This is a genomic window from Lonepinella sp. BR2474, from assembly GCF_051851555.1.
Classification (GTDB): domain Bacteria; phylum Pseudomonadota; class Gammaproteobacteria; order Enterobacterales; family Pasteurellaceae; genus Lonepinella.
On the sequence record NZ_JBPDVH010000002.1, the window covers coordinates 81,750 to 106,228 of the forward strand.

Genomic DNA, 24,479 nt, shown 5'->3' on the forward strand with positions numbered 1-24,479 from the left:
ATAGAAGAATATTCTATTATGAATTTTCATTTTTGTGACTTATCTCACAGAATTGAATCCATAAAACCGTTATGATATGCGAGTATTTTAACATGACATTCAACAAAATGAGGTATTCTATGAAATTCAATAAAATTTCTTTTGCCATTTCCACCGCACTCTTAGGTGCAGGTTTAATGCTATCAACACAAGTTCTCGCCAAAGGTCGCTTAGTAGTTTATTGTAGCGCCACCAATGAAATGTGCGAAACCGAAACCCAAGCCTTTGGGGAAAAATATGGTGTCAAAACCGCCTTTATTCGTAACGGTTCTGGTTCCACGTTTGCTAAAGTAGAGGCAGAAAAAAACAATCCGCAAGCTGACGTGTGGTATGGTGGTACATTTGACCCACAAGCCCAAGCGGCAGATATGGGTTTAATACAACCTTATGAATCCAAACACATTAAAGAAATCGTAGAAAAATTCCAAGATCCAGGTAAAGTCAAGGGACATTATGTGTCTGCTGTGTATATGGGGATTTTGGGGTTTGGGGTCAACACTGAACGCTTAGAAAAATTAGGCATTAAAGAAGTGCCAAAATGCTGGAAAGATTTAACCGATCCACGCTTAAAAGGCGAAATCCAAATCGCTGACCCGCAAAGCTCCGGTACCGCTTACACCGCCATTGCGACTTTCGTACAACTTTGGGGCGAACAAGGTGCGTTTGATTACTTCAAACAATTACACCCGAATATTTCACAATACACTAAATCCGGTATCACGCCGTCTAACAGTGCGGCACGTGGTGAGGCCACGGTGGGTATCGGTTTCTTACATGACTATGCGTTACAAGTACAACAAGGTGCCAAAATCCAAATGGTCGTTCCTTGCGAGGGAACAGGCTATGAATTGGGCGGTTTAAGTATTATCAAAGGCGCAAGAAACCTTGATAATGCGAAATTGTTCGTGGATTGGGCCTTATCCAAAGAGGGTCAAGAGTTGGCATGGAAAAAAGGCAACAGCCTACAAATCTTAACCAACACCACCGCTGAACAATCCCCTGTGGCATTCGATCCAACCAAATTAAACTTAATCAATTATGATTTTGAAAAATATGGCGACAGTGCCGAACGTAAACGCTTGATTGAGAAATGGGTTCAGGAAGTGAAATTAGCGAAATAATTTCTCGTTAAAAGTATTCTCAGGGCGTATTTGTACGCCCTGATGTTTATTAACACATTAATAATGAAAGGAAAATCTGATGAAAATATCTAAAATTGCTGTTTCACTCTCTACTTTTTTATTAGGTAGCGTAGCATTAAGCCAAAATGCAATAGCAGATAATGGGCGTTTAGTGGTGTATTGTTCCGCTCAAAATACCATGTGTGAACAAGAAACCTTGGCATTTGAAAAGAAAACAGGGATTAAAACCAGTTTTATTCGTGGCGGCACAGGCAGTATTTTAGCCAAAATTGATGCAGAAAAAGCCAATCCTCAAGGCGATGTTTGGTATGGTGGAACGCTAGATCCGCACTCTCAAGCGGGTGAAATGGGCTTATTGGTTCAATATAAATCCCCTAATTTGCAATTTATTCCTGATGAATTAAAAGATCCCGCTAAAGTAAAAGGTAATTATACATCAGCGATTTATTTAGGTATTTTAGGCTTTGGTGTGAATACAGAACGCCTTGCCAAACTCGGTATTCCTGTACCAAAATGCTGGAAAGATTTAACCGATCCACGTTTGAAAAATGAAATTCAAGCGGCCGATCCACAAAGTTCAGGAACAGCTTACACCGCCCTAGCCACCTTTGTACAACTATGGGGCGAAGATCAGGCTTTCCAATATTTGAAAGATTTACATAAAAATGTATCGCAATATACCAAATCAGGCAACACTGCTACTCGCAACACCGCTCGTGGTGAGGCCGCTATTGGTGTAGGGTTCTTACACGAACATTCTATTGAGAAAGAAAAAGGCGCACCTGTTGAATTGGTCGTTCCTTGCGAGGGAACTGGCTATGAAATTGGCGGCGTAAGCGTGATTAAAGGTGCAAGAAACCTTGAAAATGCGAAAAAATTTGTGGACTGGGCATTATCTGCCGAGGCACAAGAACTCTCTTGGCAAAAAGGTGAAACGCATCAAATTTTAACCAATAACCAAGCCAAACAATCACCTTATTCTTTAGATTTCAAATCTATTAATTTAATTAATTATGATTTTGATAAATATGGTGCAAGCGATTTACGTAAACGTTTGATTACAAAATGGGTGGATGAAGTGAAATTGGCGAAGTGATAAAACTTGCTGCAAAAACACCGCAGTTTTGAATTAGGGCTAAGTTTGAGTGGACTTAACCTTGTTTTATTTTTAACTAAATATGTCCAGTTTTTTACATAAAAAACTGGACATAGAACAACTCCCCCCAATATAAACTTTCAAAATAAAAGAAAGATATTCTTCCAGTAATCAATTCATTCATCTTTCACCAAAGCAAAAAAAACGATTAGCCCACCTGATTAAAAAGTAATAATTTCAAGTAGATTATTTCCTCAAACAATTCTCCAATCTACAAAATTTGTGATCATCATCACAGAATTACATTTAGAAATATAGTATTATCCAACTGTTTTTTTCACATTGAATTAAGCGAGTTATGTCGTGCTATACGGCAACATCATACAAATTGAATGATGTATCTCATACAAAAAATGGAGATAATATGTATTCCGCAAAAACACCTTTTACACAAACAACCCCATTTTGGTTGTTGCTTTCTTTAATCGCCTTTCTGGTGTTACCATCACAAGCCTTGGATTATGGCTTGTTAGAAAGTACCGCCGATGAATTTTATGATGCCATGGGTTGGTCATCTGTTAATTTGACGATATTATGGTTTTTACCATTAATCGGCTTTTTGATTATTCCAAAATTAAATTTATCCACTGAAAAACAAGCCAAAGCCGAACTAGGTTTAGTCGCATTTAACTTTTTATTTTTGTTTATCACGGCGATGATTTACAAAGTTTCCATGGGCTATTCAGTGCTGATTTTAATTTGCACACTGTCAGCGTTAGCCACCTTTGCTCTTGCCAAACTTAAAGTCATGCAAGGCGATAAATTTATTATCGGCTCAATTTTGACAATTGTCCTATTGATTTTCTTCTTTATTGTCTATCCAACGGTCGCCATTTTTATTTCGATGTTTTATGACGGCGATACCTTTGCACCGCAACAAGTGTTACGCATTTTAGGGCAAAGTTACATTGTTCGGGTGATTACCAATTCTTTGGCGTTATCCACATTTGTGGGCTTGATTTCCACGATTTTTGGTTTGGCATTTGCCCTTTATACCACAAGAATTGCCAGACGAACCGCCTTTATTGGTAAAATTTTCTCCATTTTGCCGATTGTGACACCGCCGTTTGTAGTCGGTCTTGGGGTAACCTTGATGCTAGGACGTTCAGGTTATGTGACGGAATTTTTAAGTGACTATTTGGGTTTCACCGATCATAACTGGCTTTATGGCTTTAACGGCATTGCATTGGCTCAGATTTTAGCCTTTACGCCGATGTCCTTTATGTTATTAGATGGGGCGTTGAAATCTATTCATCCGTCCATTGAAGAAGCGTCTTATACCTTGCGAGCTAATCGCTATCAAACGTTCTATAACATTATTTTCCCACTGCTCCGCCCTGCTTTAGCAAACTCGTTTTTGATTGTGTTTATTCAATCTTTGGCGGATTTTAGTAATCCGTTGGTGCTGGGTGGTAGCTTTGACGTGATTGCGACCCAAATTTATTTCTACATTGCAGGATCACAATTAGATTATGCGTCTGCGAGTACCTTGGGTTCAATGTTATTAATCTTCTCTTTGCTGATTTTCGTGGTGCAATATATTTGGATCGGTAATCGTTCCTATGTCACCGTATCAGGCAAATCTTATCGTGGCGACGTGCAAGAATTACCAAATGGCTTGAAATGGACAATCGTAGCGATATTAGCGTTCTGGATTGTGTTTAACTTGGCGTTATACGGCAGTATTTTCTACGGCAGTTTCACTGTCAACTGGGGGGTAGATTACACCTTAACCACGAGAAACTATGCCTTATTATTCGGGCAAGGATTAAGCGATGGGGCATGGCCTTCACTACTTAATACCATGTTCTATGCTGGTATTGCAGCACCTTTAACCGCACTTTTCGGTTTACTGATTGCTTATGTGGTGGTTCGCAAAGACTTCCAAGGCAAAAAAACGTTGGAATTTCTAACGATGCTCTGCTTTGCCGTGCCAGGGACGGTGGCAGGGGTGTCTTATATCTTAGCCTTTAATGATGCCCCAATGTACATCACTGGCACCAGCATTATCGTGATTATTTCCATGGTCATGCGTGATTTACCAATCGGGATGCGTGCAGCGATAGCAGGTTTAGGACAGTTAGATAAATCCCTTGATGAGGCGTCCCTTTCTTTGAAAGGCAGCTCATTCAAAACCATTTGGTATATTGTGTTTCCGTTGTTGAAACCTGCATTATTGTCCGCTCTGGTCACCAGTTTCGTGCGTGCAATGACCACCGTAAGTGCGATTATTTTCTTAGTCACCGCCGATACTCGTGTGGCAACTGCCTATATTTTAAACCGTGTAGAGGACGGTGAATACGGCATTGCCATTGCCTATGGTTCGATTTTAATCGTGGTGATGATGGCGATTATCTTATTCTTTGACTGGATCGTGGGCGATACTCGCATTTCTCGTTCCAAAGCGAAAAAAATGAATTAATTTTAAGGTTGTAAATTATGAGTCAAGATTTCTTAGTATTAAAAAATATCACTAAAGCCTTTGGCAAAGCGATTGTTATTGATAATTTAGATTTAACCATTAAACGTGGCACCATGGTCACGCTTTTAGGACCATCTGGTTGCGGTAAAACCACTGTGTTGCGGTTGGTGGCAGGGTTAGAAAACCCCACTTCAGGGCAAATTTTTATTGATGGCGAAGATGTGACCAAATCATCCATTCAAAATCGGGATATTTGTATTGTGTTCCAATCCTATGCGTTATTTCCGCATATGTCGATTGGCGATAACGTGGGCTATGGCTTGCGAATGCAAGGTGTGAGCGGTGAAGAACGCAAACAGCGTGTGAAAGAGGCCTTAGAATTAGTGGATTTAGGCGGTTTTGAAGATCGCTTTGTGGATCAAATTTCAGGTGGTCAACAACAACGTGTCGCCTTGGCTCGTGCCTTGGTGTTAAAGCCGAAAGTGTTGTTATTTGATGAGCCATTGAGTAACTTGGATGCGAATCTTCGCCGTTCAATGCGTGAAAAAATCCGTGAATTGCAACAACGTTTGGGCATTACCTCCCTTTATGTGACCCACGATCAAACCGAAGCCTTTGCGGTGTCGGATGAAGTGATCGTCATGCACAAAGGCAAAATTATGCAAAAAGCCCCAGCGAAAGAACTGTATTTACGCCCTAATTCGTTGTTTTTAGCCAACTTTATGGGCGAAAGTAGCATTTTTGAGGGTTCGGTTTCACAAGATCAAGTGACTATTAACGGCTATCAATTCCATTTACCGAACACGGCTCAATTTGGTTTGCCAGATGGCGAATGTTTGGTCGGTGTGCGTCCTGAGGCTATTCACTTAAAACACAGTGGCGATCCTAGCCAAAAATGCCAAATTAAAACGGCGGTATATATGGGTAACCATTGGGAAATTGTGGCGAATTGGGGCGGAAAAGATTTATTGGTGAATTGTAATCCAGAAGATTTTGATCCTAATGCGGAAAATGCTTTTGTGTATTTGAGTGAGCATGGGGTATTTTTGTTGAGAAAAGAATAATTGTTTGTAAAGGTGCGGTGAAAAATAATGATATTTTTTAACCGCACTTGAGAGAACTACCCTAAAAAGGAAAAATTATGGCACAAAAAATCATTCTCGACTGCGATCCTGGCCATGATGATGCGATTGCGATTTTACTGGCTCATGGCAATCCGAACATTGATTTATTGGCAATCACCACGGTAGTCGGCAATCAAACCATTGACAAAGTTTCTCGCAACGCTCTAGCGGTGGCAGAAATTGCCAACATTCGTGGCATCCCTATTGCCAAAGGGGCAACCCGTCCGTTAGTGCGAGAAGTGGAAAATGCACCGAGTATTCATGGTGATTCAGGCTTAGATGGTCCCGTTTTGCCGAATCCTCGCCAATCATTAAGCGAAAAGCATGCGGTCAATTTAATCATTGATTTAATTATGTCACACCCTGAAAAAACCATTACTTTAGTGCCAACAGGGGGATTAACCAATATCGCTTTAGCCGCTCGCCTTGAACCTCGTATTATTGAGCGGGTGAAAGAAGTGGTGTTAATGGGGGGCGGTTATCATACAGGCAACTGGTCTGCGGTGGCTGAATTTAATATTAAAATTGACCCCGAGGCGGCTCACATTGTGTTCAATGCGGGTTGGAAAGTCACCATGGTTGGCTTAGATCTTACCCATCAGGCCTTAGCCACGCCTGATGTGGTGCAACGCATTGCTGATATTGGCACGCCTGTTTCTCAATTTGTGGTGGAATTATTAGACTTCTTCGGGCGAATGTACAAAAAGAACCAAAACTTTGATTCCCCACCGGTGCATGATGTTTGTGCGGTGGCTTATGTGATTGATCCTACATTGATTGAAGTGCAAAATGTGCCTGTCAATATTGAACTTACTGGCACGCATACGCTAGGTATGACAGTTGCGGATTTCCGCTATCCGCCCAAACCTTGCAATACGTTTGTGGCTAAAAAATTGGATAAAGATCGTTTTTGGGACTTAGTGATTAATTCGATTAAAGGGATTTAATTTATTTACCCCGTACGAGAGTACGGGGATAAACCATCACAAACACACCGAATACACCTTAAACTTCCCTGTTTTCGCCAGCACCTGATGCCGACCAAAATATCGATCCAACAAATCTGCATAGGGCAAAAACGCATTGGCGACAATTCTCAATTCTCCACCGGCTTTTAGATGTTGTTTGGCTTGTTCAATTAAGGTCGTGACCGCCTGATAGGCCGTATCAATGCCGTCATGAAACGGTGGATTAGAAATAATCAAATCAAATTTACCTTGAATATGAGAAAAGACATCACTTGCAATTACCTCACCAGCCAACCCATTTTCAGCTAACGTCCGTTTAGCCGAAGCAATCGCCATTGCATGAATATCACTCATGACTAAATTAATTTGTGGATGATGTTGCTTGATAAACGCTCCAATTACCCCCGCCCCACAGCCTAAATCCAACACGTCACCCGCTATTTTGTGAGCCAAAGTTGAAAGCAATAAATCCGTTCCCATATCCAGTTCATTGGCACTAAACACCCCAGGTAAACTTTGAATTTTTAGCTCACCTAATTTTGCATTTTGATAGGTTTTCCAATAACTCTCGACATCAAACTGCGGTGCTTTTTTTAAGCAAAAATGATATAAGCCACAACGTCTTGCACTATCAATTTTGCCAATATCCCCAAATGGTGCGAGGATTTTTTCCACTGAACGCACACCGCAACGGTTTTCCCCAATAATCAAGATTTCTTGATTGAGTGGCGAATGGGCTAATAATTGCATTAACTGAAATTGCACTTCTTGCTTATTTTTGGTCCAATAAAAAACCATCAAATCTGCTTGATCCTGAAAAATTTCGCCAAAATGCACCGCACTTTTGTCTTGCAAACGGTTCACATAATCAAAATAACAAGACCAAATCTGCACCGATTTAGCTTGCGAACGAATTTGAGTTGGAAAATCATCATTGATTCCCCCGGCAAATAGCACAGATTTATGTTCAAAAAAAGGCAAATGGCGCTGTAAAACTTGGCTTTCAAGACTGAGCATGGTAATAATCCTATATAAAATTTTCACTATTATACGCAATCTATTTACGAAACTCTAAAACCTATTTACAATAAAGCCAATTTTTTATTTTTGTGGATACCATTTTGAACCGCCGAGATCTTCTGTTACAACAAATGGGTATTACCCAGTGGAAATTACGCCGTCCGGATACCTTAAAAGGGGCGGTATATATTCCAGTGGCTGAACATATCCGTTTGATTATTATTTCAGAAACACCGCTCTCCGCTGATGGCGATTTTATACAAGATGTATTACGAAGTTCTCAAATTGAATCCAATGACTGTTTATTCATTGATTTTGAACAAATCTATCATCTCAATGTAACACAGCAGGTCACTTATTGGTTGCTCAGTGAAAATGCTGAAAAAATAGACCGCACTTTGCCATTATGTGAACAATCATCTCATTTATGGCAAAGCCCAGATTTAACCACATTACAACAAGATACCAAAGCCAAACGTCAACTTTGGCAACAAATTCAACGCACAAATTAACAGGATAATATCATGACCGATTTAATTGCCATGGGTAAAGCGGCTAAACAAGCCTCTTTTATTCTTTCTCAACTTTCTCAACCACAAAAAAATCAGGCTTTGGCGATTATTGCCGATCAGCTAGAACAACAGCAAGCACGTATTTTAACGGCCAATGCCCAAGATATTGCATTGGCTAAACAGGCGGGCATAAGTGAGGCGATTATTGACCGCTTATTGCTCACGCCAGAGCGTTTAACAGGCATTGCGAATGATGTACGTCATGTGATTTCCCTTGCCGATCCGGTGGGGCAATTAATTGACGGTGGCATATTGGATAGTGGTTTAAAACTCGAACGAGTACGTGTGCCACTCGGCGTGATTGGGACCATTTATGAGGCGCGCCCGAATGTGACCATTGATGTGGCAAGCCTCTGTTTAAAAACCGGGAATGCGGTGATTTTACGTGGTGGCAAAGAAACCCAACATTCTAATAAAGTGCTGGTAGAAGTGGTACAATCGGCTCTTGAACAAGCCGGTTTACCGAAAACTGCAGTGCAAGCAATTACGGATCCCAATCGTGATTTAGTCATGCAATTACTCAAACTCGATCGTTATGTGGATATGATTATCCCTCGTGGTGGTGCGGGTTTGCACGAGCTTTGTAAACAACACGCCACCATTCCTGTGATCGTCGGTGGGATTGGTGTTTGTCACACTTTTGTAGAACAAAGTGCGGATCAAAATAAAGCACTTTCTGTAATTGATAATGCCAAAACCCAACGTCCTAGCACCTGCAATACATTAGAAACCCTGTTAGTACAAGAAAGCATTGCCAGCCAATTTTTACCTAAATTGGCAGCACATTTAAAAGCTAAACAGGTAAAATTTCACGCTGATTCCACCGCACTTTCTATTTTACAACAAGCAGGAGCAGACGTGGTGGCTGTGCAAGATCAAGAATTACGCCAAGAATGGTTATCCAAAGATTTAAACGTGGTGATCGTGAAAGATATGGCACAAGCCATTGATCATATTCGTGAATACGGCAGTCAACATTCTGAGGCGATTTTGACAGAATCACAAAAACTGGCTCAACAATTTGTGGCACAAGTGGATGCGGCGGCTGTTTATATTAATGCCAGCACCCGATTTACTGACGGTGGGCAGTTTGGTTTAGGGGCAGAAGTGGCCGTCAGTACACAAAAATTACATGCTCGAGGGCCAATGGGACTAGAGGCATTAACTACCTATAAATGGGTGGCTGTGGGGGACTACACGGCCCGATCTTAGAGAACAAAACGCCCGCCAATAAAGAGGGCGTTTTAGTGAAATTACGCAGCGACCATCACCATGGCGGGACGAATCACACGGCTATTTAATAAATAGCCTTTTTGTAATAGCACGGTAATTTGATTGGTTTCAAATCCCTCGGTGGGTTGCATGGAAATCGCTTGGTGCAAGTCTGGGTTAAAGGTTTCGCCCACCACACCCACTGGCTCAATACCAAAACGAGCAACGGTGGCCAATAAATCTTTCAGGGTTAATTCTACACCGTCAAATAAGCCTTTCACACATTCATCTTCCTTATTTGCCGGCGTAGTTAAGGCTCGCTCAAGGTTGTCAATGGTATTCAAAATCTCTTTGGCAAATTTTTCTAGGGCGAATTTATGCGCTTTTTCCACATCTTGTTCCGCACGACGACGAACGTTTTCCATTTCGGCTCTGGCACGCAACAAACTTTCTTGTTCTTTTTGAGCGGCCTCAACCAGTTGTTGCTCTAATTCTTGCACACGTAAAATGGCTTCTTCCAAGGCATCTGTTTCTTCATTGGCTTCTGCATTCTCGGCGCTTTCTTCTGCTGTTTCCACTTGCTCTGGTTGCGTTTCTTCTGTAACCATTTCTTCTGCGATCATGTCTTCGGTAGGTTGTTTTTCTTGTTCTGTCATCATGTACTCCATTAAAAATATGATAAAATCTGAGCGGTTGCGCATTGTAACAAAGGAATAATCAAATGTTAACCTTTGCTCCAAGTCATTTTCAATGTAATATAAAGGCGTTTTTTTAAAATTCAAGTCATCAGGATCATGGAATTTATCAATAATCATATTAACCCGCTACATAAAACCTTTAAAACCATTGGGTTAGTCGGTCGCCCACGCAATGATATGACCTTGCAAATGCACAAAAATATTTTTTTATGGTTGCAAGAAAAGGGCTATACCGTCTTAGTGGAAACCGAAGTGGGCCAAGCCTTAGCACTGCCCGAGCAACAAATTGCGTCATTAGAACAAATCGGCAAACAGGCACAACTGGCTATCGTTATTGGCGGCGACGGCAATATGCTTGGGCGTGCTCGGATTTTATCGAAATACGATCTGTTGTTAATCGGCATTAACCGTGGCAACTTGGGCTTTTTAACCGATATTGACCCGAAAAATGCTTACGCCCAATTACAGGCTTGTCTGGACGGTGAGTTTTTTGTCGAAGAACGCTTTTTATTAGAGGTTAATATTGAACATAACGGCGTGGTGATCAATAACGGTAACGCCATTAATGAGGCGGTCATTCATCCTGCGCAAATCGCCCATATGATTGATTTCCATGTGTATATTGATGATAAATTTGCTTTTTCGCAACGTTCAGACGGGTTAATTATCGCCACCCCAACCGGATCCACAGCCTACTCGCTTTCTGCCGGAGGCCCGATTTTAACCCCGAATATGAATGCAATCACGTTGGTCTCTATGTATCCACATACGCTCTCATCTCGTCCTTTGGTTATTGACGGTGACAGCAAGATCTCACTGCGTTTTGCCGATTACAACACACCGCAATTAGAAGTGAGCTGCGACAGCCAATTAGCTTTAAATTTAACCAGTGATGATGTGGTTACCGTACAAAAAAGCGCCTATAAGCTCCGTTTACTCCATTTGCATAATTACAATTATTACAATGTGTTAAGTTCAAAATTAGGTTGGCTAAAAAAACTTTTCTAAAAACTGTAAAAAAATCCTTTACTGTAAATTTATTATGAATTATACTGCATTCCATACAGTAAAGGGGATTTTTTTATGCTTACTCAACTCACTATTAATAATTTTGCCATTGTTCGTCATTTAGATATTGAATTATCCCAAGGTATGTCGGTGATCACCGGTGAAACGGGGGCCGGTAAATCCATTGCCATAGATGCCTTAGGGATTTGTTTAGGCCAACGTACCGAGCTTGCTATGCTACGTGAGGGGCAAGAACGAGCAGACGTATGTGCTACCTTTCAAATTGATCCCCAAAGTACCGCAGCCCATTGGTTACAACAGCAAGAATTAGAAGATCAGGATAATCCTGAGAACTGTATTTTACGCCGTATTATTAATCAAGATGGACGTTCTAAAGCCTTTATTAACAGCACGCCCGTGTCGGTGGCGCAACTAAAAGAATTGGGGACTTATCTTATTCATATTAATGGACAACATGCCTCACAATTATTATTAAAACCCGAGTATCAATTACAAACCTTAGATACGTTCTGTTCTCATGCGCCTTTATTGGCACAAATGAAAACTGATTACCACCGTTGGAAATCCTTGCAACAACAAGTGGCTGAATTTAAACAAAAATGTGCAGAAAATGAGGCTAGAAAACAATTACTCCAATATCAAGTTAATGAACTAGATGAATTTAATCTACAAGAAGATGAATTTGAGCAATTAGAAGAAGATCATAAACGGCTTTCTAATAGTGAGGAACTAACTTCGCTTTCCCAGTCTTTGCTCGGTATTTTAAGTGAAAATGATACCGTGAGTGCGGATAGCCTACTCTATCGAGCCACCCAATATGTGGATGAATTGGCAGAACTCGATCCTCGCTATGCCGACATTCAAACTATGTTGCAAGATGCGTTAATTCAAGTACAAGAAGCCAGTAGTGAAGTGCAACATTTGGCCTCTGATATTGAGCAAGATCCGTATTTATTAGAAGAAATCGAACAACGCATGAGCCAAGCGATTCATTTAGCCAAGAAACATTATATTTCGCCAGAAAACTTAGTGGAATTTCACCGCACTTTAAAAACAGAGTTGGCACAGTTGATCGATTATTCTGAAAGTGAAGATGAACTGATTAAACAAGAAAAACAGGCCTTTGCCCAAATGCAAGCGACCGCCACTGCCTTACATCAAAGCCGTGAAATGGGCGCAAGTAAATTAGCCGATCAAGTGACAAAATCCATTAAGCAATTAGCCATGGAAAACGCCCAATTTTTTATAAAATTAAATACCGATTACAGCAAAATTGGGGCAAATGGTGCGGATAATGTGCAATTTGATTTACAAAGTAACTTGGGACAATCCGCACAATCTTTGGCAAAAACAGCCTCTGGCGGGGAATTATCACGGATCGCTTTAGCTATTCAGGTACTCACTTCCGATAAAAGTGCCATTCCAACCTTGATTTTTGATGAAATTGACGTGGGAATTAGCGGAGCAACAGCAAGCGTAGTAGGCAAACTTTTACGTCGTTTAGGCACTAAATGCCAAGTGATTTGCGTCACCCATTTACCGCAAGTGGCAAGCTATGGTAATCATCATTTTGTGGTAGAAAAATTTACCGTTGATGAAAAAACAGAAACAAAAATGACCGCACTTTCCGCCTCGCAACGGGTTAAAGCCTTAGCGAAGTTATTGGGTGGAAGTAAAATTACGGATTCCGCCTTAGCGAATGCACAAGAAATGTTGGATTTGGCGAGTTAAGAGTAGTATAAAGCAAGGGTAAATAGCTCACTAAAATACCCCGCACTGACGTGGTTAACATAGTGTCGCTACGCCGTAGCGTTCAATATAGTTTAAGATGCGGAGCATCGTAATTTGCCTAGCCCTGTACGCCAGTGCAGGGCATAAAAAACCTCGTACGAATGTACGAGGTTAGTGATTAAATCAGTTAATTAGAAACGATAAGTTAAACCAGCGAAGTAAATAACTGGATCTAATTTGATTTTCACTTCATGTTCTGCACCTAATGCAGTGAAATTCGCTTTGGTGCGAATATGTGTATACCACATTGCCGCATTCAAAGAAAGGTCATCAGTTAATTTAATGTCAATACCTAAGTTAGCCACTGGGCCAACAGAGTGTTTTTTCACTCTTAAATTAGTAATGGCAGGGTTGGTTGATTCCGCATCAAAGAAACGAGTATAGTTAATACCCACACCCACATAAGGGCGAGAACCCGCATCTTTATCTAAGAAATAATATTGTGCATAAAGGCTTGGTGGAAGATGTTTAAGGGAAACAACATTACCTAAATTTGCACCCAATGCTGGCACATTAGCTGTCACACGGTGAGAGAACGGTGTGGCTGCTAATAATTCTAAACCGATATTATCAGTGAACATGTAAGTTCCTGTTAAACCGACTTGTGCATTATTATTCACTTCTAAGCCAATTTCAGTTGCAGTTGTGGTTTTAGAATGAGAGTTGGCGTTAACAAAAATACCACCAGCACGAATTAACACATCACCTGCTTGGTGAGCCATGGCCACACTGCTTAATAACGCTGTGGCTAAACCGATTGCTAATGCTGATTTTTTCATATTGATCTCCTTGATTATTTATTAGGGGGTTTATTCCCTAGATTATACCCATAAAAAAAATATGTGTTTAACACGAGGAGAAATATACCCCTTTTGGAAAATAAAAACTGTGATCTAGATCATAAAATTGAAAGATTGTTAAAAAATTTTTATTGTTTTTACTTATTTGTTAATTTTTTAAACAAACCCGCTACGTTGATGAAAATCAATTTCTCACTTTTTTATACATTTATCCTTAAAATCGGTATAATTAGGCGAAGAATTTGTGATGTGCGAAAAGGAAAAGCCATGCCGATCAATTTTACCCAACTTTTTAAAGACAGTTGGCATTTTTTACAAAATGAACGAAAGTTTGCGTTCATCTTTCTCTCTCTCTTTGTGTTAGCCTCGGCGGGTTTTGGCCTGTTGCAACAGGCGATTTTTCCTGTTCTGGAAAATGTTGACAGTTTGACTGAAGAACAACAAATGGACGTCTTACTCCAACAAAGCAGTGACTTAACCTTTTTATGGTTCACCCTCGCAAAAGGCCTTGCCACCGTGTTTATTGTCTATTGGGGTACCTTAACCGTTCATCACATTAGTCAACGTCAATCGCCACGATTAGCCCACATGGCGGGGCTGACATTCAGTCGCTTAATTGGCATTATTCTGCTCACTGTACTGTGCTTTTTGCCCTTTTTTATCGGCGCAATCGGCACCATTGCGGGCGTGTTAAGTCAATCCTCACTTTCTTTTGTGAGCCTGTTTTTAATGGTGTCGGGGATTTTTATTTTAATTCGCTTGTGCTTGGCACCGGTTCGTTATTTAGTGGCCAATGAAACCTTAAAAAGTGCGGTGCAAAATAGTCTTAATTCTGCCAAAGGACGTGCCTCTGTGTTGTTTTTCTATTGCACAATCAGCTATTTATTCTTTCCGCTGATTGGCTTTCAACTGGCCTTACTCGCTCAAAATTTTCTGTTAACTGTGATCGCCTTAATCATTATGTCATTGATTAATGTGTTCTCCATTGTGTTTACTTACCGCTTTTACAGCGTATTCAATCAGCAGGCTTGATATGAAACAATTGTTAGAATTTATTCCACTTATTTTATTTTTCGTCGTCTATAAACTGGCCGGCGTACGTGAGGCTGCAATTACCTTGGTGATTGCCACGCTTTTGCAACTGATTATTTTAAAATGGAAATACGGCAAAATTGAAAAACAACAAATCGTGATGGGAAGTGCGGTCGTTTTTTTCGGTTTACTTACCGCTTATTTTAATGAAATTAAATACTTACAATGGAAAGTAACCATTGTTTATGGTTTGTTTGCGCTGATTTTATTGGTGGCGCAATTTGGTTTCAAAACACCGCTAATTCAAAAATTATTGGGTAAAGAAATTGAACTGCCACAAGCGGTTTGGCATAATCTTAACCTTGCTTGGGCCATCTTTTTTATCCTGTGTATGTTGGTGAATATTTATATTAGCCAAGCCTTTTCCGAAGAAGTTTGGGTGGAATTTAAATCCTTTGGCATTTTAGCCATGACCTTTGTTGCCACCCTTGGCACAGGCGTTTATATTTATCGTTATTTACCGAAAGACAAGGAGTGATATATGAGTTGTAATACCGTAACCGAGCAACCCGTCGACGCAAGAGCCCACGGCACCCTCTTATTAAGAACCCTCGCCATGCCTTCTGATACCAATGCCAATGGGGATATTTTTGGCGGATGGATTATGTCGCAAATGGATATTGGCGGGGCGATTTTAGCCAAAGAAATTGCGAAAAGCCCTGTGGTCACGGTTTGCGTGGACAAAATGAGTTTCTTACAACCCATTGCGGTCGGTGATGTGGTTTGTTGCTATGGGAAACTGGTCAAAGTGGGACGAACCTCCTTACAAGTGAAAGTGGATGTTTGGATCAAAAAAGTGTACCAAGGATTACGTGATCGCTATTGTGTCACCGAGGCGTTATTTACCTATGTGGCGATTGATAAAAATGGGAAACCCAAAGCCATTCCTCGTGAGGATAATCCCGAATTAGATCAAGCGCTAGCTATGATCGAAAATGTGTAATTAAGGAGTTTTATATGGAATATTATGTGATTTTTGCGCAAGACAAACCCAATATGTTAGAAAAACGCTTGGCTGTGCGTGCCCAACATTTGGCTCGTTTAGAACAACTTCAACAAGAAAATCGCCTCTTAACGGCAGGCCCCAATCCAACCGTTGATGGCACTGGCGTCACCGGTTCCACGGTTATTGCACAATTCGATTCTATTGAGCAAGCGCAACAATGGGCCAGTGAGGATCCTTATGTGGACGCAGGCGTATATGGTGATGTGATCATCAAACCGTTCAAAAAAGTGTTTTAATTTTTTACTGAATGCGTTTATTTGTTGCAGAAAAACCGAGCTTGGCACGTGCCATTGCGGATATTTTACCCAAGCCACATCAACGTGGTGACGGTTTTATTCGCTGTGGCGAACAGGATTATGTCACTTGGTGTGTCGGTCATTTGCTTGAGCAAGCCGAACCTGATGCTTACAACCCCAATTTTAAACAATGGCGGTTGGAGCATTTGCCGATCATACCGGAAAAATGGCAATTAATACCACGCAAAGAAGTGGCTAAACAGTTAAAAACGGTAGAAAAACTCATTCACCAAGCCGATATTCTGATTAACGCAGGCGACCCCGATAGAGAGGGGCAATTATTGGTGGATGAAGTGTTTAACTACGCCAATTTACCGGCCGACAAATACCCGCAAATCCAACGTTGTTTAATCAGTGATTTAAACCCAAGTGCGGTGGAAAAAGCGGTCAATAAATTGCAACCCAATCGCAATTTTATTCCCCTTGCCACATCAGCTTTAGCCCGAGCTAGAGCCGATTGGCTGTATGGCATTAACATGACCCGAGCCTACACCATTCGAGGTCGCCAAGCGGGTTACAATGGCGTGCTGTCTGTTGGGCGGGTGCAAACGCCCGTGTTAGGCTTGATCGTTCGCCGTGATTTAGAAATCGAACATTTTCAACCAAAAGATTTTTTTGAAGTATTAGCCCATCTCTCCCATGATGAACAAACACCGGCAAATTTCACCGCACTTTGGCAACCGAGCAAAGCCTGCGAAGATTATCAAGATGATGACGGCCGAGTGCTATCAAAAGGTTTAGCTGAAAATGTGGTGAAACGAATCACCCAACAACCTGCTGAAGTCACAGCTTATGAAGATAAACGGGAAAAAGAAACCGCCCCACTGCCCTATTCCCTTTCGGCGTTGCAAATTGATGCGGCAAAACGTTTTGGCCTGTCTGCCCAAGAAGTGCTAGACACATGCCAAGATTTATATGAAAAACACAAAATTATTACTTACCCCCGTTCCGATTGCCGTTATTTACCCAATGAGCATTTTGCTGACCGCCATAAAGTCATACAAGCCATTGCCACGCATTGTGCCGAATATCAGAATGTGCCAAGTGCGGTGAATTTAGAACAAAAAAATCGTTGTTGGAATGATAAAAAAGTCGAGGCTCACCACGCCATTATTCCGACTGCCAAAAACCGCCCCGTCAATTTGAATTTGAGAGAACAGCAAATTTACCAACTTATTGCTCGTCAATATTTCATGCAATTTTGTCCTGATGCGGAATATCGTAAAAGCAAAATCACCTTAACCATTGCGGGCGGCACCTTTATTGCCCAAGCTCGCAACTTACAAATTGCCGGTTGGAAAGAGTTAATCGGCAAAGAAGATGACGAAGAACAATTATCCCCACCGTTACCCATCGTCAAAAAAGGGCAATTACTTTTTTGTCATCACGGGGAAATTGTCAGTAAAAAAACGCAAGCCCCCAAACCGTTCACGGACGCCACCTTGCTTTCCGCCATGACGGGCATTGCACGTTTTGTGCAAGATAAAGAATTGAAAAAAATCCTACGTGAAACGGATGGATTAGGCACCGAGGCCACTAGAGCGGGCATTATTGAATTATTATTTAAACGCAGTTTTTTAGTTAAAAAAGGTAAAAATATCCACAGCACCGACACTGGACGGATTTTAATTCAGGCCTTACCCGATATGGCGACCCAACCCGACATGACCGCACAATGGGAATCACAATTAACCAGTATTAGTAAAAAAGAAACGAATTATCAACACTTTATGTGGCAACTCACACAAATGTTACCGGATTTAGTGCATTACGTGAATTTCTCCGCATTACGCCAATTAAGTACGGTGGCAAACAATCCAGCCAAGCCGAAATTTAACAAAGGAAATGCGAAAACAAAAAATAAACCAGAAAGTGCGGTGAATTCCGCTTAGATTTTCATCAACCGAATAAAAACGCCTTGATTAAACACGAAATATTCGGTAATATCCACACGTTTTTTAAATTATAAATTGATAACAGAGAAGAATTTACAATGTACAACGCATTATTATTTGTTTACCTTATCGTATCCGTCGTGATGATCGGTTTTATCCTGATTCAACAAGGAAAAGGCGCTGATGCAGGTGCCTCATTCGGTGGCGGTGCCTCTGGTACGGTATTTGGTTCTGCGGGTTCAAGTAACTTTTTATCTCGTACTACGGCTGTCTTAGCGATTATTTTCTTCGCCTCAAGTATCGTGCTTGGCAACTTAAACTCTCACCATGATAAAGTAAAAGAGGGTAAATTTGACGACTTATCTCAAGCTGCACAACAGTTAGAACAACAAAAAGCAGTAGCGCCAACCGTTGAAGAAAATAAAAATGCAGATATTCCGCAAAACTAACAGTTAATTTAACCTCAAAACAACATGCGCTGGTGGTGGAATTGGTAGACACGCTATCTTGAGGGGGTAGTGCTTCACGGCGTGCGGGTTCAAGTCCCGCTCAGCGCACCAAGTCTTTTAACGTAGCCTTTCGTAACCACTCGAAAGGCTTTGTTTTTTCTAGTAAAATCAGACTTTAATGTGTTTTTGCTTATCGTAACCACTCGTAGTCAATCGTTTCTTATTGCGGATTTTAGTAGTATCCTATGTAGGATCTTACTATACTCCAAAGATACTGCAAAATTGCGTACTACTAAAAACAGGGGAAAGCCTTATGCCACGTACTACAAAGCCACTTAATGCAACCGAAATTTCTAAGGCAAAAACAAAAGATAAAGATTATAAACTTGCTGATGGGCAAGGACTTTATTTACTTGTAAAATCCACCGGCATAAAGCTATGGCGGTTTAATTATGTAAAACCTGTTACCAACAAACGAACAGATATTAGCCTTGGCATTTATCCTGAAGTTACTTTGGCGGATGCTCGAAGAAGAAAAGAGGAATACCGCACGCTACTTGCTCAAGGCATTGACCCACAAATACACCGCAATCAACAGAAAGCGGATATAACCGCCCAAATAGAAAACAGTTTTTTATCAGTTGCCAATAAGTGGAAAGAGAAAAAAACCAAAGAAATTGAGCCATTGACCTTGCAAAAAAATTGGCGGCGATTAGAAATTTATGCGTTTCCTTTTTTGGCTAATATGCCCGTTGCAGACATTTTGCCAAATCTCGTCATTAAATCCCTTGAACCATTAAACCAACAGAACAAAGGCGATACATTAAAACGTGTCATACGCTTGATTAATGAGATCTTGACGTATGCCGTCAATAGTGGCTTGTTGCCATTTAATCCTTGCTTAAATGTGAATGAAGTTTTTAATTTCGGTCAAAGTGAAAGCCATCCCACAATTAGACCGGAAGAATTACCAACTCTACTTTTTAAAATCCATAACTCAAAACTGACGCTATTTACTCGATGCTTGATTAAATTCCAACTTTTAACAATGGTTCGCCCATCTGAGGCAAGTAATGTTGAATGCTCTGAAATTGATTTAAATCAAAAATTATGGACGATTCCGGCTAAAAGAATGAAAAAACGCAATGAGCATATTGTACCGTTATCTACTCAAGCGCTTGAGATTTTAAATGTAATGCAACAATTCAACGGTAACAAGCAATATGTTTTTCAAAGTGCCAGAAATCCACATAAACCAATGAACAGCCAAACGGTGAATAAAGCGCTGATTGATTTAGGTTACAAAAATAAATTAGACGGCCACGGCTTACGAGCTATTGCTAGTACCTACCTAAACGAATATGAGCCATTTATCTCGCCAGATGTTATTGAGGCTTGTTTATCGCATGGAATTAAAGATCGGGTTAGACGTGCGTACAATCGTTCTAATTATTTAGAACAAAGAAAATCAGTAATGCAATTATGGAGTGAATACATAGAAAAAAGCACTCCAAAAATATAAAATGTGCGTTGTGTTTTGTGCTGTGTGTTTTTTGTTTTGCTATAAGGTGTTCACTATTCACCAAAATCTAATTTTATTTTTAAAATCAATATATTATGGTATGAACACATATTTAAAGTGTTCACCTTTTTTTTATAAAGGTGTTCACTTTTTTCATAAAAAAAAGGGCTTTTCGCCCTATTTTTACTTACTATTTCGCCTTTATGGTTTTATGAACTCATTAAAGAACTCTTCAAAATTACGATAAAAAACGTTGGTTTTCACTCCATCGTTTGTTCTCTTTTTTTGAAATTCGTGTTTGTTCCCGTGTTGCTTTAATCCTTGTCTAAGTGAGTTTGAAAAATTATTTAGTGATAATCCGTGATTGATATTTAATGCACTTATGAATGAACAGTAAGCAGGATATAGATGTGTTTTCTCTCGTTTTGCTTGCTGAGCATTACCAATAAACATCCCCTCTATTAATTCTCTAGTTTCGAAATATTGGCAAAATTGAGTAATGTGATCTGACGCTATTTTAACCTCTAACGCCTCTTTACTGTCTTTTTGAGCATCTAATAATTTTTTCGCCTCGTCTGGATCTTTGAAGGTGTCTAGTAATTTGCGAACAATGCCGCCAAATTCCGATAAAAGTTTATCGGTTAATTTTTCATCTCTGTGTTCAGGTGGAACAGATTTATCAAACTTGAAAATGACTCTGCGTCGATCTACTCCGTCTTCTCGTTCAGCGAACATAGTCGGCTCATTATTCACAATCAAAACAATCGCTTTAATTATTGCATCAAATCTAGTTTGATATTTTTGATCAATGCTCAACATATCACCGCCTGTAATACCTTTTAGTCCTGCTCCACTACCGCCGTATTTTGTCTGTTCGGGTAAAATAATCAGCCGTTTATTAAAAAATGGCGCCCGATCCCTTGCGGTATCTAAATCAAATAAACAACCTGATGCGGTGTTTTGCTTGCCTGCCAACATTGTAGCAATATTAGCAAAAATAGATTTGCCTGATCCGCCTACGCCGTTAATCTCAAAAAATACCTGCCAGTCGTAACGATTGGTTAAAATCGCATAAAGTGCGGCTAAAATATTCTTTGATTTCTCGGCGTTTCCATCTGAAACAAAATCAAGCCATTTATCAAAATTCGGCGTTGCTACGGCGTTATTTTGATAATCATAGGGAATCATATTAGTTAAATATAAATCTCTTGTATGTGGCTTAAATTCGCCCGTAGTGCGGTTTAAAATGCCATTATTTGTAAACCGCCAAAACTTTTTGCATAAAACACCACAATTATTTGCATAGCCCCACATCAAAAACTATGCAAATAAAACTGACTTTTAATCAAACTTAAAAACCAAAATTGTTATTATATTATCTCACCATCACCGCCAAATCATTCGGACTAAACCGCCAGCCGTTTTGACTATTGTAAATGGCATTAAAACACCACTCACTACAAAAGAATTTACTGCGTTTCTGCTTAATACCAAGTACCACACCCAAGGCTCCCCACCAGTCATATTTTTTGCCTTTAGTTTGGTTAAAATAGGCTTTAATCTCGCTTTCAGTGATATTTTTAAGCTCAATTAAATCCCACTTACCATCTTTCACATTGATTCCCTTACAACGCACACCTCCATCTTGAACAGATGCAGAATAGCATTCAAACTGGCTTTCTTGCTCGTAGTGCCTGCCTTTAGTGAATACTGTTTTCTCCACCACAATTTCACAATGAGAATATTGCCCTTTCGTCAGTTTTCGGGTGACACAATCTGCTAAGGCTTTTAACGGCTCTTGTCGCCATGAACGCTTATTTTTGTAAAAAGCTAAATAAATCTTAGTTTCCATAAATCGCACTCCAACCGGTTGAATAATCGTAATCTAGTGGATTTTCTGCTTGCAACATTTTCATGCGGTGCATTTCTGCATTCTTGAAATCAGCTTGTTCATGGTTGAACATAGCCAGAGAAAGTTCATCTAACAAGGCTTTATTTAATTTTACAAAACTGTTGTCCATCACTTTCCAATCGGTATCAGGAAAACTCTCTAAAGTTCGCAGAAAGGTATATTGTTGACGGCTCACATCGTTGGTGTGAAACCATTTATCCACCGATTTGACATACACGCCATTGCGTCCGTTATCGTAGCGTTTCTGTTTTATTTGTTCCCATATTTGGGCTTGTTGCTCTGCTTTAATTTCTGCTTGTTTTTCAGTTGGTAAAATCCATTCAGTATCGTTCCATTGGTGATAATTGGACGGAGCAATACCTTTTTCTAAAATCCGTCCTTCGTGTAAAACTGGATTAATAAATTTATCCTCACTTTCCACTGCACTTTCTTGACGTTCATTTAAATCTTCAAGATTGGGGGCAAAGTCGCAACTGGCAATAAAATTGCCTTTAGGGTCAAAGATATAAAACATTATTTCACTCCTATAATGATATAATTAGCTACACCCACTATTTCAGATCCATTATGATATGCTTTCGCCGTGACTTTACGAGTATGAGCATAACATTCAAAACGATAGTGCATGTGTGCACCACTTTCAAAAATATCCCATGTGCTACTAGTTGGGTTATCAGAATTCATGGAAACCATCCATTTACATTGACTTTCAGTAAATCCATTAGGTAAAGGAATAGTCCCACCGTGGACTATATATCCGCTTAAGACAACAACATTATTTTTTATATCATCTAGTAATGCTACGGTGCCTGATTTTTTAGCAAAATAAACTACATGTATTGGTTTATCTGGGTTTGTTGTACGATAGCTTATTTGATAGAACGCATTACTATTATCAGGTGTAACTTCAATGCGAGCATGTTTTCCGTCTTTATTGTGCTGATTAATTTGTGAATAGCCGTTGTTATAATTTAACTCTAATACGCCAGTTAAAGTTCCACCTGTTTGTTTTAAATAACGGTTATCTAAACTTTGCGAACCCCAGTAAAATCCATTGTTCGCACGCACACCACCTAAAGTATAAAATGCATCATTCTCACTGTTTCCTGTATAGACTTTTTTATTACCATATGAACGAATCCAAGTAGAGTCAGTCATACACCAACCGCCACCGTAAGTTTGCGAATACCAGCCTTTATTGCCATAAGTGCGTAACCAACCTGTGGCAATATCTGCCATTGAATTAGCCTCTTTGCCTTTATAAGCGGCATCGGCACAAAAATAATAAGTCCCTGGCTGATTATCCCCATCTGAAAAGTGGATATGGTCAACATTTTTGTTGTTTCGGTTGTTACTCCCGAAAACTACCGCTCCTTCATTGGGTAATTGTAAATCTTTGTTAATAGCCACTTGGTTATCTTGCAATTGAATACTAGTGTTTTTGGCATAATTATTCAACGCAACATCTTCTGAGCTTGATGACGTGGTGCCAACATACCAAATATTTTTACCGCTACGCTGCCCACGAACATAGCTATCTGCTGCATTAATTTGCAATGTACCGGTCATCGTATCGCCAGTTTTTTTAACAAAACTATTATTAACCCACGTTTCTAACGCTACTTTATCATTGCCGACATAATAAGGTTGGGGGCTAACGACCTTTCCGTTTTGCAGTTCAATATAGCTATTCCATTTGTTGGAGCAAAGGCGAATTAACTCTGATTCTGGGCTTGGGACACCAGCATAGCCTAACAACTCATTATTTTTGATAAAGCGGACAACACGTTTTTCTAGTCTAAGCTCACCAGTCATCGTATCACCCGATTTACTCACTTTCTCATCAGCCGTACGTTGCGCCTTATCTGCTGCAGTTTTTGCTTCTACCCCTTTATCATAGGCGGTTTTCACCGCCACACTGGTGGCCACGTTATCAGCAGAACTTGAATTCACTGCATTGGATTTTTTGCTATTCGGAATGTAGTTAGCAAAGTTTCTTGTATTACTATCAATAAACCCTTTCAATACATTCACAGCCTTAGCTGTCGCACCTAAACTCTCATCATTCTTGTCATAACCCGAATAAAGCGGACGCTCCGCCCCAATAATCTGCTTAATCGCCTTATACACCTGCGTCGTATCAGACGGCACGGGACGCATATTCGCCTTGCTCAACAAATAGCTCAGCTCCCCCCCCACATCTCGCAAGCTCGCTTGTACATCATTTAGCCAAACATCATTTACTCTGGTTCCCGCCGTCCCCGTGGCTGGGTTGCCGTTATGGAACAGACCATCTTCGCTGTCAATTTTCGTTAATAAATCTTTCATCTTTTC

The 24,479-nt window shown here is 40.2% G+C and carries 23 protein-coding genes and 1 tRNA gene; 17 read left to right on the plus strand and 7 right to left on the minus strand.

The features are described from left to right. The first annotated feature begins 119 nt into the window (after window positions 1–119). The 5 genes from ACTG7Q_RS03160 (at window position 120) to uriH (ending at window position 6,830) form a co-directional block, all read left to right on the plus strand. A complete protein-coding gene (locus ACTG7Q_RS03160; protein WP_439240808.1) occupies window positions 120–1,160 on the plus strand; it encodes an ABC transporter substrate-binding protein in 1,041 nt (346 codons plus the stop codon). 79 nt (window positions 1,161–1,239) lie between these two features. After that, window positions 1,240–2,277 (plus strand): ABC transporter substrate-binding protein, encoded by a 1,038-nt coding sequence (locus tag ACTG7Q_RS03165; protein ID WP_439240810.1) that lies wholly within the window; start codon window positions 1,240–1,242, stop codon window positions 2,275–2,277. A gap of 424 nt (window positions 2,278–2,701) precedes the next feature. Further along, entirely contained in the window at window positions 2,702–4,759 is a 2,058-nt protein-coding gene (locus tag ACTG7Q_RS03170; RefSeq protein WP_439240812.1) for an ABC transporter permease, read from the plus strand. Window positions 4,760–4,776: 17 nt separating this feature from the next. Further along, on the plus strand, window positions 4,777–5,823 hold the full coding sequence (gene fbpC, locus ACTG7Q_RS03175; RefSeq protein WP_439240814.1) for a ferric ABC transporter ATP-binding protein: 1,047 nt from the start codon (window positions 4,777–4,779) through the stop codon (window positions 5,821–5,823). A 77-nt stretch (window positions 5,824–5,900) separates the two neighbouring features. Continuing rightward, window positions 5,901–6,830: a uridine-preferring nucleoside hydrolase UriH gene (gene uriH, locus ACTG7Q_RS03180; protein WP_439240817.1), complete on the plus strand. Its 930-nt coding sequence runs from the start codon at window positions 5,901–5,903 to the stop codon at window positions 6,828–6,830. A 36-nt stretch (window positions 6,831–6,866) separates the two neighbouring features. Here the strand turns inward: uriH and rsmC are convergent, their stop codons facing one another. After that, complete coding sequence (rsmC, locus tag ACTG7Q_RS03185; RefSeq protein WP_439240819.1) at window positions 6,867–7,868, minus strand: 16S rRNA (guanine(1207)-N(2))-methyltransferase RsmC; 1,002 nt, start codon at window positions 7,866–7,868, stop codon at window positions 6,867–6,869. A gap of 104 nt (window positions 7,869–7,972) precedes the next feature. Between rsmC and ACTG7Q_RS03190 the strand changes: the two genes are divergently transcribed. Next, the gene (locus ACTG7Q_RS03190; RefSeq protein WP_439240821.1) at window positions 7,973–8,383 is read left to right on the plus strand and encodes a DNA polymerase III subunit psi; all 411 of its coding nucleotides are present in this window, start codon (window positions 7,973–7,975) and stop codon (window positions 8,381–8,383) included. A gap of 12 nt (window positions 8,384–8,395) precedes the next feature. Beyond that, complete coding sequence (gene proA, locus ACTG7Q_RS03195; protein ID WP_439240823.1) at window positions 8,396–9,655, plus strand: glutamate-5-semialdehyde dehydrogenase; 1,260 nt, start codon at window positions 8,396–8,398, stop codon at window positions 9,653–9,655. 41 nt (window positions 9,656–9,696) lie between these two features. Here proA and grpE read toward each other — a convergent pair whose 3' ends face one another. Further along, a complete protein-coding gene (gene grpE / locus ACTG7Q_RS03200; RefSeq protein ID WP_439240825.1) occupies window positions 9,697–10,311 on the minus strand; it encodes a nucleotide exchange factor GrpE in 615 nt (204 codons plus the stop codon). Between the two features lie 138 nt (window positions 10,312–10,449). Here grpE and ACTG7Q_RS03205 point away from each other — a divergent pair, with 138 nt between their 5' ends. Both ACTG7Q_RS03205 and recN read left to right on the plus strand, forming a co-directional pair. Beyond that, entirely contained in the window at window positions 10,450–11,361 is a 912-nt protein-coding gene (locus ACTG7Q_RS03205) for an NAD(+) kinase (protein WP_439240827.1), read from the plus strand. A 75-nt stretch (window positions 11,362–11,436) separates the two neighbouring features. Further along, window positions 11,437–13,113: a DNA repair protein RecN gene (recN, locus tag ACTG7Q_RS03210; RefSeq protein ID WP_439240829.1), complete on the plus strand. Its 1,677-nt coding sequence runs from the start codon at window positions 11,437–11,439 to the stop codon at window positions 13,111–13,113. Between the two features lie 191 nt (window positions 13,114–13,304). On the opposite strand, the gene ACTG7Q_RS03215 is transcribed toward recN, so the two are convergent. Then, window positions 13,305–13,952: an OmpW/AlkL family protein gene (locus ACTG7Q_RS03215; RefSeq protein WP_439240831.1), complete on the minus strand. Its 648-nt coding sequence runs from the start codon at window positions 13,950–13,952 to the stop codon at window positions 13,305–13,307. Between the two features lie 288 nt (window positions 13,953–14,240). Between ACTG7Q_RS03215 and ACTG7Q_RS03220 the strand changes: the two genes are divergently transcribed. The 8 genes from ACTG7Q_RS03220 to ACTG7Q_RS03255 all read left to right on the plus strand — a co-directional run bounded on the left by ACTG7Q_RS03220 (window position 14,241) and on the right by ACTG7Q_RS03255 (window position 20,233). Further along, window positions 14,241–15,005 carry a hypothetical protein gene (locus ACTG7Q_RS03220; protein WP_439240833.1) on the plus strand — a complete coding sequence of 255 codons (765 nt, stop codon included), beginning with the start codon at window positions 14,241–14,243 and terminating at the stop codon, window positions 15,003–15,005. A gap of 1 nt (window position 15,006) precedes the next feature. Further along, a complete protein-coding gene (locus ACTG7Q_RS03225; RefSeq protein ID WP_439240835.1) occupies window positions 15,007–15,543 on the plus strand; it encodes a septation protein A in 537 nt (178 codons plus the stop codon). Window positions 15,544–15,546: 3 nt separating this feature from the next. After that, window positions 15,547–16,008, plus strand: coding sequence for an acyl-CoA thioester hydrolase YciA (gene yciA / locus ACTG7Q_RS03230; RefSeq protein WP_439240837.1), 462 nt, complete (start codon window positions 15,547–15,549; stop codon window positions 16,006–16,008). A gap of 14 nt (window positions 16,009–16,022) precedes the next feature. Beyond that, window positions 16,023–16,307, plus strand: coding sequence for a YciI family protein (locus tag ACTG7Q_RS03235; RefSeq protein ID WP_439240839.1), 285 nt, complete (start codon window positions 16,023–16,025; stop codon window positions 16,305–16,307). An 11-nt stretch (window positions 16,308–16,318) separates the two neighbouring features. Further along, window positions 16,319–18,259: a DNA topoisomerase III gene (locus tag ACTG7Q_RS03240; RefSeq protein WP_439240842.1), complete on the plus strand. Its 1,941-nt coding sequence runs from the start codon at window positions 16,319–16,321 to the stop codon at window positions 18,257–18,259. Window positions 18,260–18,360: 101 nt separating this feature from the next. After that, entirely contained in the window at window positions 18,361–18,711 is a 351-nt protein-coding gene (gene secG, locus ACTG7Q_RS03245) for a preprotein translocase subunit SecG (RefSeq protein ID WP_439240844.1), read from the plus strand. Window positions 18,712–18,737: 26 nt separating this feature from the next. Then, window positions 18,738–18,822, plus strand: a tRNA-Leu gene (locus tag ACTG7Q_RS03250). Window positions 18,823–19,024: 202 nt separating this feature from the next. Continuing rightward, window positions 19,025–20,233: an integrase arm-type DNA-binding domain-containing protein gene (locus tag ACTG7Q_RS03255; RefSeq protein WP_439240846.1), complete on the plus strand. Its 1,209-nt coding sequence runs from the start codon at window positions 19,025–19,027 to the stop codon at window positions 20,231–20,233. A gap of 201 nt (window positions 20,234–20,434) precedes the next feature. Here ACTG7Q_RS03255 and ACTG7Q_RS03260 read toward each other — a convergent pair whose 3' ends face one another. The 4 genes from ACTG7Q_RS03260 to pilV all read right to left on the minus strand — a co-directional run bounded on the left by ACTG7Q_RS03260 (window position 20,435) and on the right by pilV (window position 24,473). Beyond that, window positions 20,435–21,547: a DNA primase family protein gene (locus ACTG7Q_RS03260; RefSeq protein WP_439240848.1), complete on the minus strand. Its 1,113-nt coding sequence runs from the start codon at window positions 21,545–21,547 to the stop codon at window positions 20,435–20,437. Between the two features lie 61 nt (window positions 21,548–21,608). After that, window positions 21,609–22,085, minus strand: a complete 477-nt coding sequence (locus ACTG7Q_RS03265) for an enoyl-CoA hydratase (protein ID WP_439240850.1) — start codon at window positions 22,083–22,085, stop codon at window positions 21,609–21,611. Then, on the minus strand, window positions 22,075–22,659 hold the full coding sequence (locus ACTG7Q_RS03270) for a DUF4376 domain-containing protein (RefSeq protein WP_439240852.1): 585 nt from the start codon (window positions 22,657–22,659) through the stop codon (window positions 22,075–22,077). Before ACTG7Q_RS03270 ends, ACTG7Q_RS03265 begins: the two co-directional genes overlap by 11 nt. After that, the gene (gene pilV / locus ACTG7Q_RS03275) at window positions 22,659–24,473 is read right to left on the minus strand and encodes a shufflon system plasmid conjugative transfer pilus tip adhesin PilV (RefSeq protein ID WP_439240854.1); all 1,815 of its coding nucleotides are present in this window, start codon (window positions 24,471–24,473) and stop codon (window positions 22,659–22,661) included. The genes ACTG7Q_RS03270 and pilV overlap by 1 nt, the downstream gene beginning before the upstream one ends. Between the last annotated feature and the right edge of the window lie 6 nt (window positions 24,474–24,479).